This window comes from Stenotrophomonas maltophilia (assembly GCF_047782825.1).
In the GTDB taxonomy this organism is placed as follows: domain Bacteria; phylum Pseudomonadota; class Gammaproteobacteria; order Xanthomonadales; family Xanthomonadaceae; genus Stenotrophomonas.
In genome coordinates, this window is sequence record NZ_CP180589.1 from 4,386,034 (window position 1) to 4,399,484 (window position 13,451).

A 13,451-nucleotide genomic window follows, 5' to 3' on the forward strand; every position below is an offset into this window, starting at 1 on the left:
TGGAATCAGCCGATGGGAGGGCGTGAAATGGGCGGCAGTGGCGGTGCCGGGCGGCCATTGGCCGGCATCGGCTGCGGGGCCAGCGACAGCGCCGGGCCGGCCGGGAACAGTTGCGGCTGCACTGCCAGCACGGGGTGCTGGGCGCAGCTGCGCACGCAGTCCTTGATCTGGCAGTGGGCGTCGTGGGCCGGGGCTTCAGCCTGCGGGGCGGGCTCGGCCTTCATGCCGGCGTGATGGTGGCAATCGCCCTCGGCTGCGGCTGCGTCTGCGGCCGCCATGGCGTGCGCCATCTGGCCCATCTGCTCGTGTCCGCTGGCCATGGCCGCGTTCAGCCCGTTGAGCAACAGGCTGAGCATGAGCACGACACGGAGCAGGGTCGAGGCGAGGGACATGGGCGTCAATCTAGCGGCAAGCGGGGCGCGATGCACTTCTTGCTGAATGGCGTGTTCAAGGTTGGAGCAGCACCAATGTAGAGCCGAGCCCATGCTCGGCTGCTTCTGCGGCAACGGCAGCCGAGCATGGGCTCGGCTCTACAACGGCATGCACCACGGCAGGCGAGGCAGCGCGCAGCGCGGGACGGCCGAACGGTCACCCTTCCTCGCGCACGATCTCCACCAGGCGAGGGCCGTAGCGGCTCAGCTTGGTGCCGCCGATACCGCCTACCCGGGCCAGTTCGTCCAGGCTGGTGGGGCGCTGTTCGGCGATGTTGCGCAGGGTGCTGTCGTGGAAGATCACGAAGGCCGGCACGTTCTGCTCCCGCGCCAGTTCGGCACGCAGGCCGCGCAGGGCGTTGAACAGGGCCAGGTCCTGCGGCAGCACCGACAGGCCGGTGCGCTGCGCGCTGCGCTCACGCCCGCCGGTGGTGCTGGCGGCATCGCGGCGCATGCTGATCTGGCGGCGCCCGGTCAGCACATCGCGGCTGGCATCGGTCAGGCGCAGGCCGCCGTGGCCCTCGCTGTCCACTTCCAGCATGCTGGCCGCCACCAGCTGGCGGAACACGCTGCGCCAGGTGCGTGCATCCAGGTCACGGCCGATGGCGTAGGTGCTCAGCTTGTCGTGGCCCTGCTGCTTGATCTTCTCGTTCTCGCTGCCGCGCAGGATGTCGATCAGGTGGCCAACACCGAAGCGTTGGCCGCTGCGATAGACACAGCTCAGGGCCTTCTGCGCGGGGATGGTGGCATCCCAAGCGGCCGGCGGGGTCAGGCAGTTGTCGCAGTTGCCGCAGGGCTGCGGATAGGTTTCGCCGAAACCGGCCAGCAGCACCTGGCGCCGGCACTGCATGGATTCGCAGTAGCCCAGCAGGTGGTCCAGCTTGGACCGCTCCAGCTGTTTACGCTCCTCGCTGGCCTCGGACTGCTCGATCATCTGCTTGAGCAGCACCACGTCGCCCAGGCCGTAGCACAGCCAGGCCTCGGCGGCCTCGCCATCGCGGCCGGCGCGGCCGGTTTCCTGATAGTAGCCTTCCATCGACTTGGGCAGGTCGGTATGCGCCACGAAGCGCACGTCCGGCTTGTCGATGCCCATGCCGAAGGCGATGGTGGCGCACATGACGATGCCGTCTTCGCGCAGGAAGCGACGCTGGTTGTTGGCGCGCACTTCCGGCGGCAGGCCGGCGTGGTAGGGCAGGGCATTGAAGCCCTGGCCGCAGAGGAATTCAGCGGTTTCCTCCACTTTGCGCCGCGACATGCAGTAGACGATGCCCGCCTCGCTGCGGTGGCCACGCAGGAAATCGGTCAGCTGCTTGCGGGCGTTGTCCTTCTGCACCACGGTGTAGCGGATGTTGGGGCGGTCGAAGGAGCTGACGAAGTGGCGGGCCTCGGCCAGGTCCAGGCGCTCGGCGATCTCGCGCTGGGTAGGCGGGTCGGCGGTGGCGGTCAGGGCGATGCGCGGAATGTCCGGCCAGCGCTCGTGCAGGACGGTCAGCTGACGGTATTCGGGGCGGAAATCGTGACCCCATTGCGACACGCAGTGGGCTTCGTCGATTGCGAACAGCGCGATGTGGCTGCGCGAGAGCAGCGACAGGAAGCGACCGGTCAGCAGGCGTTCGGGGGCGACATAGAGCATGTCCAGTTCGCCGGCGAGCAGCTCGCGCTCGACGCGCGCGGCGGTTTCGCCATCGAGGGTCGAGTTCAGGTATTCAGCGCGCACGCCGAGCTGGCGCAGGGCTTCGACCTGGTCCTGCATGAGCGCGATGAGCGGGGAGATGACGATGCCGCAACCGTCACGCAGCAGGGCCGGGACCTGGTAGCACAGCGACTTGCCGCCGCCGGTGGGCATCAGGACAAGTGCGTCATGTCCGGCAGCCACGTGCTCCACGATGTCCTGCTGGGGACCACGGAAATCGTCGTAACCAAAGACGCGTTGGAGCAGATCGTGCGCGGGACGGGAAGCCATCCGGCTAGTTTACCTCCCGGAGGCGGCGGCAGGGCTGCGCCCTGCACCTGCTAGCAGCCAGAGCAACGTCAAAGGCAACAGCCGGCTCTGGGGTGTCTGCTGGTTGGGCGGTGCGGTGTGGGCTTGCAGGACACGCCGTACCCCCCCTCCGGGGTCCGGCCCAGCCGCTGGCGGCTGTGCGTTCGGGCGCTTGCGAAGCAGTGCTTCGCAAGCAAAGCGCCCTCACCCATGGGGGCTCGTAGGCGCCTTGCTCGTGTGCGCTGTCCTGCGCACACGGCAAGACCGGGGTTGGGCATCCTGCCCAACCCGCCCGAGGCATGCCTCGGGCCCATGGCGCCTGCGGTCCTGCAAGCCCACACCGCCCCACCCCCGACAGTTTCCCGGTGAAGGTGGGTCCATCCACGCCATGCGTGGATGAAATCTGTCAGATATCGACAATCGAAATGGGGTCGGAGCCCGTTGCGTAGCAACGGGCTCCGACCCCAAGCTTTGCTGGCAGATCGCGGACAACTGTCGAAGGCGGGGTGGGTCCGGTTGAGGGGGTGTGAGCGGCATGGATGCCGCGACCAAGCCCCCATGGACGGGTTTACGGCGTCCCCCTCAACCGGACCCACCCCGCCAACCCTCAGTAAACCCGCTTCTGCTGTTGCTTTCGCTCTGGCTTGAAGCAGGTGCAGGGCTGCAAGCCCTGCCGAAGCCCCCCTCAACCCTTACTGGAGCAGCGAGCGCAGCATCCAGGCATATTTCTCGTGGGTCTGCAGTCGCTGGGTCATCAGATCCTCGGTCGGGGCATCGTCACCCTTGGCCGCCACATCCAGCACTTCACGCGCCGTACGGCAGACCGCTTCGTTGGCGACCACCAACTGGCGTACCATTTCACGCCAGTCCGCACTGTCGGTCAGGCCCGGCTCCTCGGCGATCGAGGTCAGCGCAGCGAATTCCCGGTAGGAGCCCGGGGCATTGAAGCCCAGTGCGCGGATGCGCTCGGCCACATCGTCCAGGGCGGCCCACTGCTCGGTGTACTGCGTCTCGAACATGGTATGCAGCGAGTTGAACATCGACCCGGTCACGTTCCAGTGGAAGTTGTGGGTCTTCAGGTAGAGCGTGAACGCGTCAGCCTGGAACCGCGACAGACCGTCGGCAATCTTCTTGCGGTCGCCCTGGGTGATCCCGATATCGATGTTGGGGGCCGACGGTGCCGCTGCTGCAAGCTTCTGCTTGCCGGTCTTGGGCTTGGTCGTGCTCTTGGTCTTCGCCATGGGGTTCCTCCTTGTGGAATCGTTGGCCTTCACAGTAAATCAGTCTCGATGACTGGTCGCTTTCAAAGTTTTGAACGAACCGATTGATGAACGCTATCGATAAAAATCCGTCGCCCCGCCTGCGCCAACAGCGTGCCGCCATCGACGGCGCCATGAGCCGCGACCGGGGCCGTTTGCTGGGAATGCTCTCGCGTTGCCAGGCCAAGCCGCAGGATGCGGCGCTGGCCGCTACCTTCGAGCAGGCCTTGCAGGCGTCGGTGCAGCGCCGGCAGGTGCGGGCGCAACAACAGCCGGCCATTACTCTGGACCCGCAGCTGCCGATTGCGCGTGAAGCCGAGGCGATCATCGGCCTGATCCGCGACCACCAGGTGGTGGTGATCGCCGGCGAAACCGGTTCGGGCAAGACCACCCAGCTGCCGAAGCTGTGCCTGGCTGCGGGCCGTGGCCAGGCCGGCATGATCGGCTGCACCCAGCCGCGACGGATTGCCGCACGTGCGGTGGCCAGCCGCGTGGCGCAGGAACTGCACAGCGAACTGGGCCAGCTGGTCGGCTACCAGGTGCGCTTCAACGACAAGGTCAGCGAAGACAGCCGCATCAAGTTCATGACCGACGGCATCCTGCTGGCGGAGATCGCCAGTGACCGCTGGCTGTCGAACTACGACACGATCATCGTGGACGAGGCGCACGAACGCAGCCTCAACATCGACTTCCTGCTGGGCTACCTGAAGCAGCTGCTGCGCAAGCGCCCGGACCTGAAGCTGATCGTGACCTCGGCCACCATCGATACCGAACGCTTTGCCCAGCATTTCGACAATGCGCCGGTGATCAGCGTGGAAGGCCGTACCTACCCGGTGGAAGTGCGTTACCGCGCGCTGGAAGGCGAGGGCGAAGAGCAGGGCGAGCGCACCGTCAACGATGCCATCGTGTCGGCCATCGACGAGATCACCCGCCTGGATTCGCGTGGTGACGTGCTGATCTTCCTGCCGGGCGAGCGCGAGATCCGCGATGCGCACCAGTCACTCGAGCGTCGCAAGTACCGCAACACCGAGGTGCTGCCGCTGTACGCGCGGCTGTCCAACCAGGACCAGGACCGGGTGTTCAACCCCGGCCCGAACCGGCGCATCGTGCTGGCCACCAACGTGGCCGAGACCTCGCTGACGGTGCCGCGCATCCGCTACGTGGTCGATCCCGGCTTTGCCCGCGTCAAGCGCTACAGCCCGCGCAACAAACTGGACCGCCTGCACATCGAGCCGATTTCGCAGGCCAGCGCCAACCAGCGCAAGGGCCGCTGCGGCCGTATCGCCGAAGGTATCTGCTACCGCCTGTATGCCGAATCCGATTTCCAGGCGCGGCCGGAGTTCACCGATCCGGAAATCCGCCGCTCCAGCCTGGCTGGGGTGATCCTGCGCATGCTGCAGCTGGGCCTGGGCCGCATCGAGGAATTCCCGTTCCTGGAGGCCCCGGATGAGCGCGCCGTGGCCGATGGCTGGCAGCAGCTGACCGAGCTGGGCGCGATCGACGCCGAGCGGCGCATGACCACCATTGGCAAGCAGATGGCGCGCCTGCCGGTGGACGTGAAGCTGGCGCGCATGCTGGTGGCCGCGCAGGCCGCCGGCTGCCTGCGGCCGATGCTGGTGATCGCTTCGTTCCTGGGCATCCAGGACCCACGCGAACGCCCGCCCGAAGCGCGTGGCGCGGCCGACAGCGCGCATGCGCAGTTTGCCGATGGGCGTTCGGAATTCGTCGGCGTGCTGCGCCTGTGGGATGGCTACCGCCAGGCCCACGAAGACCTGACCCAGTCCAAGCTGCGCGACTGGTGCGGCCGCCACTTCCTCGGTTTCCTGCGCATGCGCGAGTGGCGCGAGCTGCACCGCCAGCTGCGGCTGCTGTGCGATGAACTGGGCTGGAAGGAAGAAACCACCGATGCCTCGATGGCACCGCTGCTGGCTGGCAGCAGTGCGCCAGCGCCGGCGCGTGATGACGCGGCGGCGGTGAAGGCCACCCGTGGCCAGCTGCACCGCGTCGCGCGCCTGGCCCGCGAAGGCAAGGCCGAAGCCGCGCCGACCCCGGTGGCCGTGCGCGAACAGAAGGAACAGGCGCCGGCCGGTGGGGGTTTCAGCGAACGCGTGCGCACGGCCGCCTACCAGACCCTGCACCGGGCGCTGGTGGCGGGCCTGCCGACGCAGATCGGCCACCGCACCGAGAAGGGCGATTTCCAGGCTCCGCGCCAGCGCCGCTTCCTGCCGTTCCCGGGTTCGGCGCTGTCCAAGCGCCCGCCGCCGTGGCTGCTGGTGGCCAACCTGCTGGATACGCAGAAGGTGTGGGGCATGACCCTGGCCGCGATCGAGCCGGACTGGGTGATTGCCGAGCTGCCGCACCTGCTGCTGCGCAAGCACTTCGACCCGCACTGGTCGCGCGCGCAAGGCCAGGTGCTGGCCTCCGAGCAGATCAGCCTGTTCGGCCTGGTGCTGGCGCCGAAGAAGCCGGTGCACTACGGTCGCATCGAACCCGGCGAGGCGCATGACATCTTCGTGCGGCAGGCGCTGGTGACGGGCGAGATCAACACCCGCGCCAGCTTCGTGGCCGACAACCAGAAGGTGCTGGACCTTGCCCGCGAGGAAGAGGCCAAGCTGCGCCGTGCCGGCATCGTCGCCGATGAAGACTGGCAGGCGCGCTGGTACCTGGACCGGGTGCCGCCGCAGATCCATTCGGCCGCTGGCCTGGAGACCTGGTGGAAAGCGCTTGCGCCGGAACAGCGCAAGGGCCTGCACTGGTCGCTGGTCGATCTGCTGCCCGGTGAAGGCAGCGAACAGGAGCGTTACCCGAAGTACCTGGCCCTGGGCCAGGCACGGCTGCCGCTGCACTACCGCTTCGAACCGGGCGCCGACGATGACGGCGTGACCCTGGACGTGCCGCTGCACCTGCTCAATGCACTGGACCCGGTGCAGCTGGGCTGGCTGGCGCCGGGCTTCGTGGCTGACAAGGCCTCGGCACTGATCCGCAGCCTGCCCAAGGCGATGCGCCGCAACTATGTGCCGGCACCGGATTTCGGCCGCGCCTTCTTCGAGGCGTTCCCGCAGCCCAGCGCCGATGCCATCACCGGCGAGCTGGCGCGTTTCCTGTCGCGCGCGACCGGTGCGACGGTGACCGCGCTCGACTTCGAACCGGGTTCGATCGAACCGCACCTGCACATGAACCTGCGGCTGCGCGACGAGCACGGCAAGGTGCTGGCCACCTCGCGTGACCTAGATGCGTTGCGCGCGAAGTTCGGAGGCCGTGCCGGCGATGCCTTCGCTGCACGCGCCGGCCGCGAGATGGCGGCCGATGGCCTGCGCACCTTCCCGGCCACGCCGATTCCGCTGCAGGTGCCCGGCGAAGCCGGCGTGCCGGCCTACCCGGCGCTGCTGGATGAAGGGGACAGCGTTGCGCTGCGCATCTTCGCCGACCGCCAGCAGGCGCAGGAGGCCCACCCGCTGGGCGTGCGCCGCCTGCTGGAGATTGCCTTGGCCGAGAAGGTGAAGCAGGCGCGCAAGCAGCTGCCGGTGGCCCCGAAAACCGGCCTGCTGTACGCAGCCATCGAATCGCAGGAACGCCTGCGCGGCGATCTGGTCGATGCGGCGATGAACGCGGTGCTGGCTGAAGGGCTGGAAGACATCCGCGATGCGGCGGCGTTCGAGCAGCGCCGCGAGCACGCAGCCAAGGCGCTGTTTGGCGAGGCGATGTCACGGCTGAAGCTGGCCGAGACGATCCTGGCGCTGGTGGCCGAACTGAAGCCGCTGCTGGAAGCACCGCTGATGGGCTGGGCGCGCGGCAACCTGGACGACATGGAAGCGCAGCTGGCGGGGTTGATCCACCCCGGCTTCCTGCGCGACACACCGGCCGATGCGCTGGCGCAGTACCCGCGCTACCTGAAGGCGATGATCCTGCGCACCGAGCGGGCCAAGCGCGATCCACCGCGCGACCAGGCACGCATGCTGGAACTGCATCCGTTCCTGGACGCGCTGCGCAGCGGTGACGAGCAGGGCCTGCGTGAACGCCCGCAATGGCAGGCATTGCGCTGGGACCTGGAAGAGCTGCGGGTTTCCTTGTTCGCCCAGGAACTGGGGGCGCGCACCGGCATTTCGGCCAAGAAGCTGGCACAGCGGGTGACCGCGTTGCGCCAGACGTGAATCCGATTCTGTAGAGCCGAGCCCACGCTCGGCTGCTTTTGAATGCATCGCAATCAGCCGGGCGTGGGCCCGGCGCTACAGCAAGGTCACCGCGTTACTTGGTGCGGCGCACCTTCGGGCGGGTGTTCACGCCTTCCACCTTCATGTACCAGACCCCCATCACGCCGGGGCTGATGCTGACCTTGGGCGACTGCTTGCGCACGCCGGCCACGCTGGTGGCATCGGTCTGTTCCCACACCTGGCCGTTGTCCAGGGTGTAGACGCGGCCCTGGCCGAAGCCGCGGAACTCGCCCTGCAGGACGCCGGTGACCGGTTCACTGCTGCCGAAATCGAAGAACCCGCGGTTCTTGACGATCACTTCCTGGCGGCCTTCCTCGCGCGCTTCTTCGCGCACGGCGGCCACGGCCTGGGTGGTGGCTGCTTCGACCTTGCCCTGCAGCCAGCGGTTGAGTGTGGCCAGTTCGGTCGCATCCAGCTTGTCCAGGCCGGCGGCCTTGAATTCGGCCGGCGTCATCTGCTGCTGCAGATCGCTATCGACCACGCGCTGGGCCAGTGCCGGGGCGGACACGCACAGCAGCAGGGCGGCACAGGCCAGCAGGCGGGGGCGGACGGAACGCAGGGCGCTGGAAGGCATGTCAGGTCTCTCTCCTAGGGTATCTGCGAGTTTAGCGGCATGTGTTCATGCCCGGTGGTGCCGGCCGTGGCGATTGTTCCTGAACGGCGGCGGCGCTAGTGTAGGGGTCTCTGTCTTGCCTGCTCGATGCTGTGAACCGCGCTTCCGTCCCTGGCCTGGATGCCTTGTTGAACCGTCCCTCGGCAGCGGTGCTGCCCGCACCGCTGCGCCAGGCGCTGCGCGAACACTGGGAGGCGCCGGACGCCGACCACATGATGCGGGCCAGCTGGTCGGTGCTGGGCGACACCCTGGATGCACTGGCGATGCTGTCGGCCGACGACGGCGCGGTGCTGGCCGCGCTGCTGTTCGACCTGCCAGGCCTGCGCGTGCACCTGGATGCGCTGCCGCTGGGCAATCACAAGGCGGCGGTGGTCGGCCTGCTGGACGGCCAGGATGCGGCCGACCCGGTCTGGGCACTGCACGCCGGCCGCGAGGCCGGGCGCAACAGCGAAGGCCTGCGCCGCCTGCTGCTGGCGATCATCCGCGACCTGCGCGTGGTGCCGATCCTGCTGGCCCGCCAGCTGGCCCGCATGCGTGCGGCCGACAAGCTGGATGACGAACAACGCCGCGCGCTGGCCCAGCTGACGCGCGACATCCATGCGCCGCTGGCCAACCGCCTGGGCATCTGGCAGCTGAAGTGGGAGCTGGAAGACCTGGCGTTCCGCCACCTGGAGCCGGACACCTACCGCCGCATCGCGCGCGAGGTGGACGAGACCCGCATCGCGCGCGAGCGCTATGTGGAGAACGTCAAGAAGGTGCTGTCGCGCGAACTGGGCGTGCAGGGCATCCAGGCCGAAGTGAGTGGCCGGCCCAAGCACATCTACAGCATCTGGCGGAAGATGCAGAAGAAGCGGCTGGCCTTCGACCAGTTGTACGACATCCGCGCAGTGCGGGTGATGGTGGATGACGTGGCCGCCTGCTACGCCGCGCTGGGCGTGGTGCATGCGCTGTGGGCGCCGGTGCCCAGCGAGTTCGATGATTACATCGCCCGCCCCAAGGCCAACGACTACCGTTCGCTGCATACCGCCGTGGTCGGCCCGGAAGGGCGCACCATCGAAGTGCAGATCCGTACCCACGACATGCACGCGCAGGCCGAACTGGGCGTGGCCGCGCACTGGAAGTACAAGGAAGGCGGCAAGGGCGCGGAAAAGGCCTTCGATCGCAAGATCACCTGGATGCGCCAGCTGCTGGAGCAGGCGCAGGACGGGCAGGGCAACGAACTGGCCGGGGCGCTCGATGCCGAGCTGACCGAGGACCGGGTCTACGCACTGAGCCCGAAGGACGAGGTGCTGGATCTGCCGCAGGGAGCGACCCCGCTCGACTTCGCTTACCAGGTGCACACCATGGTCGGCCACCGCTGCCGCGGCGCCAAGGTCAACGGCCGCATCGTGCCGCTCACCTACCGCCTGCGCAGCGGCGACCGCGTGGAAATCCTGACGGGGAAGGAGGCCGACCCACGCCGTGACTGGCTGATGCCGGCGCTGGGCTTCCTGGCCAGCAACCGCTCGCGCGAAAAGGTGCGCAGCTGGTTCCACAAGCTCGACCGCGCGCGCAACGTGCAGGCCGGCCGCGAACTGCTGGAACGCGAACTGAAGCGGCTGGGCCTGCAGCATTCGGACCTGGCCGCCGCCGCGAAGAAATTCCACGCCGACAGCGTGGACGACCTCTACATCCAGGTGGCCCTGGGCGATACCGGGCCGAACCAGGTCAGCCGCGCGCTGCTGGAAGCCGAGCGTGCAGCCAGCCAGCCGGCGCCTGCGCCGGCCCTGCCACGCCCCACCGCCCGCCGCGAGAACCTGGGCAAGTCCAAGTTCACCGTGCAGGGCGTGGGCAACCTGCTGGTGCAGCTGGCGCGCTGCTGCCAGCCGGTGGCCGGCGAACCGATCGTCGGCTACCTGACCCGTAGCCGGGGTGTCACCGTGCATCGTGCAGACTGCGCAGCGCTGGCGCGGCTGTCCGCGACCAGCCCGCAGCGCATCCTGCCGGTGGAATGGGGGCAGGCCGGGGGCGGCTACGAAGTGGACGTGGTGGTCAGCGCGGTCGACCGCCGCTGGCTGCTGAAGGACATCACCAACCTGATCGCCCAGGAAGACGCCTACGTGCTCGACATCCACAGTGACAACGTCCGCAACAGTGGCCGCGCGCACCTGCGCCTGCGGCTGAAGGTGAGCGACTACGGTCAGTTGTCGAACCTGCTGGGCAAGCTGGATGCCCTGCCGGGCGTGAGCGAGGCGCGTCGTCTGGGCTGAGCTTCACGCTGCCCCGGCTACCCTGCACGCATGGAACGCGAGCCCCTGCATCGCCGCCACGGCGCGGACCACCCCGCGCTGGACCGCGTTCGCCGCGAAGGCCGCTGGTGGTGGTTACAGGCGCGCCATGCGCGCCGGGTCTGGCGTTGGGCGCTGCTGGCGGCCGTGGTGGTGTTCGTTGCGCTGGTACTGCTGCGCAAGCCGCTGGCCGACTGGTTCTGGGATGAGCCGCAGATCGAACAGCTGCTGGCCGAGGGCGACCGCGCGCTGGCCGCCGGGCGGCTGACCGCTGCCGATGGCAGTGGCGCGCGGGAGCGTTACCAGGCCGTGCTGGCGCTGGATGGTGATCGCATGCAGGCACGCCAGGGGCTGGCCCGCACCGGTGCAGCCGCGCTGCAGCAGGCGCGTGATCGCCTGCAGGCCGGCGATCTGGAGGGCAGCGCGCAGGCGCTGGCGCTGGCCCGTGAACTGCAGGTGCCGCAAGGCCAGGCCGATGGCGTGGCGCGCGACCTGCAGGCCCGGCGCAGTGCCGGTGCAGGGATCGGCGCCCTGCTGGCACAGGCACGCAATGCGTTCGCGGCCGGGCGCCTGGATGAGGGCGACAGCAGTGCGCTGCCGCTGTTCCAGCGCATCCTGGCCCTGCAGCCGGACCATCTGCCGGCGCTGGAAGGCCGCGAGGACGCACTGAGTGACCTGCTGCAGCAGGCCCGTGCGCGCGCCGCGCGCGGGGAACTGGCCGACGCGGCCGCCATCCTGCAGCGCGCGCGCCAGTTCGATGCCGGCCACGCCGATCTTCCCGCCAGCCAGGAAGCCTTGGCGCAGGCCATCGACCAGCGCCTGCGGCAGGGCCAGCGTGCGTTGAAACAGCAGCGGCTTGAGATGGCCGCCGACGCCTTCGAGGCGGTGCTGACAGTGGCGTCGGATGACGCCACTGCGCTACGCGGCCGTGAACAGACCGCACAGGCGCTGCTGGCACGCAGCCAGCGCCAGGCGGCGGACTTCCGGTTCGAGGCGGCCGCAGAGGATCGTGCGCGGGCCGCCGCGCTGGGGGCATCGCAGGCGGCGCTGCAGCAGGCCTCGCAGCGCATCCAGCGCGCCCAGCAGGCGCAGCAGTCACTGCAGCACCCCGTACTGAGCGCCGCCCAGCGCGAACGCCAGCTGCGCGATCGCCTGCGCCAGATCGACCGTGCCGCGCGCGACGGGCAGTGGATCAGTCCACCGGGGCACAGCGCATTCGATGCGCTGCGCGAGGCGCAGGCCCTGGCCCCGCGTGACCCGCGGGTCAAGGCAGCGGCGGCACGGCTGCTGCCGGCCAGCCAGCGCTGCTTCGACGACAACCTGCGGCAGAACCGGGTACAGGCCGCGGGCGCCTGCCTGCAGGCCTGGCAGACCCTGGCGCCGACCGCACCGGGCATTCCTTCGGCGCGGGTGCGCCTGGCGCAGCGTTGGCTGGCGATCGGCAGCGAGCGCCTGGGCCGGGGCGATGTGGCGTTCGCCGAATCGGCCGTTGCCCAGGCGCGCCGCCTGCAGCCGGACCTGGCGGAGCTGCCGGCGTTCGAGCAGCGCCTGCGGCAGGTCGGGGCGGACGCGTGGCGGCGGTGACCCTGCGTGGCGGGGGGGAGTCGGGTATAGTCCTGCGGCTCCAACTTCCCCAGTCTGGCCATGTCCTGCGTAGCATCTGAAGTAACCATCGGCTTGAGCGTGTTGCCGGAGATGCGGTGGACCCGATGATCCAGCAGGCGGCAGCTTCCCCCGCGGGCTTCGATCCGTCCCGCGTCTGCGCGGTCATCGTTACCTATGGTCCAGACGCAGCGCTGCTGCGGCGGGTGGTCGACAGCGTGCTGCAGCAGGTGGGGCACCTGGTCGTGTTCGACAACGGCAGCGGCGATGTCGATGTCGCCGCGTTGTTGGGTGATGCGGCCGGCGTCAGCCTGATAGCGTCGCCGCACAATGTGGGGCTGGGCTCAGCCCTGAACCGCGCCTACCAGAAGGCCGACGCGCTCGGCTTCGATCACGTGCTGCTGATGGACCAGGACAGCGTGCTGGCGCCCGGCATGGTGGACGTGCTGGGGACAGCGCTGGCCGAACTGGCCGGCACTGAGCGTGTCGCCGCTGTCGGGCCGCAGTTCCGCGATTCGCGTAGCGGCGTATTGGCACCGTTCGTCCGTTTCGGTTTCCCGCTCAACCACAAGCTGCGCGGTGGGCCCGGCCAGCGCATCTCCTGCGATTTCCTGATCACATCCGGCTCGCTGGTACCGATGGATGCATTGCGGGAAATCGGTCCGATGGACGAAGGCCTGTTCATCGACAACTTGGACATGGACTGGTGTTTCCGGGCCAAGCGCAGTGGCTATGCCTTGTATGGCATCTGCGACGCGCAGATGAGCCACAGTATCGGCGAGGAACTGCTGCCATCGCGGGCAAAGCCGGATGGCGTAATTGTGCACAAGCCGTTCCGCCTGTACTTCATCATGCGCAACCGGGTGCTGCTGTATGCGCGCGCTTATACCCCGCGCGTGTGGATTGCCCAGGACGTTCCGCGGCTGGTGCTCAAACTGGTAGGCAACAGTCTGTTTCTTGCCCCCCGCTGGGCTCGACTGCGGTTCATGTTGAGAGGCCTGTGGGATGGCCTGCGGGGCAGGACCGGCCCCTTGCCGCCGGGCCGTCGCTGAACAGAGGGATGGTCGAACCTGTCTTGGGGGAAGGG

General features: G+C 68.6%; 8 protein-coding genes. 4 read left to right on the forward strand and 4 right to left on the reverse strand.

Annotation, left to right across the window (positions count from 1 at the left end):
- Positions 1-5 precede the first annotated feature (5 nt).
- The 3 genes from ACM2ZB_RS20185 to ACM2ZB_RS20195 all read right to left on the reverse strand — a co-directional run bounded on the left by ACM2ZB_RS20185 (position 6) and on the right by ACM2ZB_RS20195 (position 3,653).
- On the reverse strand, positions 6-392 hold the full coding sequence (locus tag ACM2ZB_RS20185) for a CopL family metal-binding regulatory protein (RefSeq protein WP_416056746.1): 387 nt from the start codon (positions 390-392) through the stop codon (positions 6-8).
- A 196-nt stretch (positions 393-588) separates the two neighbouring features.
- Positions 589-2,394 carry a DNA helicase RecQ gene (recQ, locus tag ACM2ZB_RS20190; RefSeq protein WP_416056747.1) on the reverse strand — a complete coding sequence of 602 codons (1,806 nt, stop codon included), beginning with the start codon at positions 2,392-2,394 and terminating at the stop codon, positions 589-591.
- A 710-nt stretch (positions 2,395-3,104) separates the two neighbouring features.
- Positions 3,105-3,653, reverse strand: a complete 549-nt coding sequence (locus tag ACM2ZB_RS20195) for a Dps family protein (protein ID WP_313442102.1) — start codon at positions 3,651-3,653, stop codon at positions 3,105-3,107.
- An 86-nt stretch (positions 3,654-3,739) separates the two neighbouring features.
- On the opposite strand from ACM2ZB_RS20195, the gene hrpA reads away from it, so the two are divergent.
- A complete protein-coding gene (hrpA, locus tag ACM2ZB_RS20200; protein ID WP_416056748.1) occupies positions 3,740-7,822 on the forward strand; it encodes an ATP-dependent RNA helicase HrpA in 4,083 nt (1,360 codons plus the stop codon).
- A 94-nt stretch (positions 7,823-7,916) separates the two neighbouring features.
- On the opposite strand, the gene ACM2ZB_RS20205 is transcribed toward hrpA, so the two are convergent.
- Positions 7,917-8,456 carry a hypothetical protein gene (locus ACM2ZB_RS20205; protein WP_416056749.1) on the reverse strand — a complete coding sequence of 180 codons (540 nt, stop codon included), beginning with the start codon at positions 8,454-8,456 and terminating at the stop codon, positions 7,917-7,919.
- Between the two features lie 131 nt (positions 8,457-8,587).
- Between ACM2ZB_RS20205 and ACM2ZB_RS20210 the strand changes: the two genes are divergently transcribed.
- The 3 genes from ACM2ZB_RS20210 to ACM2ZB_RS20220 all read left to right on the forward strand — a co-directional run bounded on the left by ACM2ZB_RS20210 (position 8,588) and on the right by ACM2ZB_RS20220 (position 13,416).
- Positions 8,588-10,744, forward strand: a complete 2,157-nt coding sequence (locus ACM2ZB_RS20210) for a bifunctional (p)ppGpp synthetase/guanosine-3',5'-bis(diphosphate) 3'-pyrophosphohydrolase (RefSeq protein WP_313442096.1) — start codon at positions 8,588-8,590, stop codon at positions 10,742-10,744.
- Positions 10,745-10,774: 30 nt separating this feature from the next.
- Positions 10,775-12,346: a hypothetical protein gene (locus tag ACM2ZB_RS20215; protein ID WP_416056750.1), complete on the forward strand. Its 1,572-nt coding sequence runs from the start codon at positions 10,775-10,777 to the stop codon at positions 12,344-12,346.
- 125 nt (positions 12,347-12,471) lie between these two features.
- Complete coding sequence (locus tag ACM2ZB_RS20220) at positions 12,472-13,416, forward strand: glycosyltransferase family 2 protein (protein ID WP_416058591.1); 945 nt, start codon at positions 12,472-12,474, stop codon at positions 13,414-13,416.
- Positions 13,417-13,451 lie beyond the last annotated feature (35 nt).

Bases quoted from the DNA above. Each gene is read 5' to 3' on its own strand.
- ACM2ZB_RS20185 (WP_416056746.1), bottom strand. From the start codon at position 392: ATGTCCCTCGCCTCGACCCTGCTCCGTGTCGTGCTCATGCTCAGCCTG.
- recQ (WP_416056747.1), bottom strand. From the start codon at position 2,394: ATGGCTTCCCGTCCCGCGCACGATCTGCTCCAACGCGTCTTTGGTTAC.
- ACM2ZB_RS20195 (WP_313442102.1), bottom strand. From the start codon at position 3,653: ATGGCGAAGACCAAGAGCACGACCAAGCCCAAGACCGGCAAGCAGAAG.
- hrpA (WP_416056748.1), top strand. From the start codon at position 3,740: ATGAACGCTATCGATAAAAATCCGTCGCCCCGCCTGCGCCAACAGCGT.
- ACM2ZB_RS20205 (WP_416056749.1), bottom strand. From the start codon at position 8,456: ATGCCTTCCAGCGCCCTGCGTTCCGTCCGCCCCCGCCTGCTGGCCTGT.
- ACM2ZB_RS20215 (WP_416056750.1), top strand. From the start codon at position 10,775: ATGGAACGCGAGCCCCTGCATCGCCGCCACGGCGCGGACCACCCCGCG.
- ACM2ZB_RS20220 (WP_416058591.1), top strand. From the start codon at position 12,472: ATGATCCAGCAGGCGGCAGCTTCCCCCGCGGGCTTCGATCCGTCCCGC.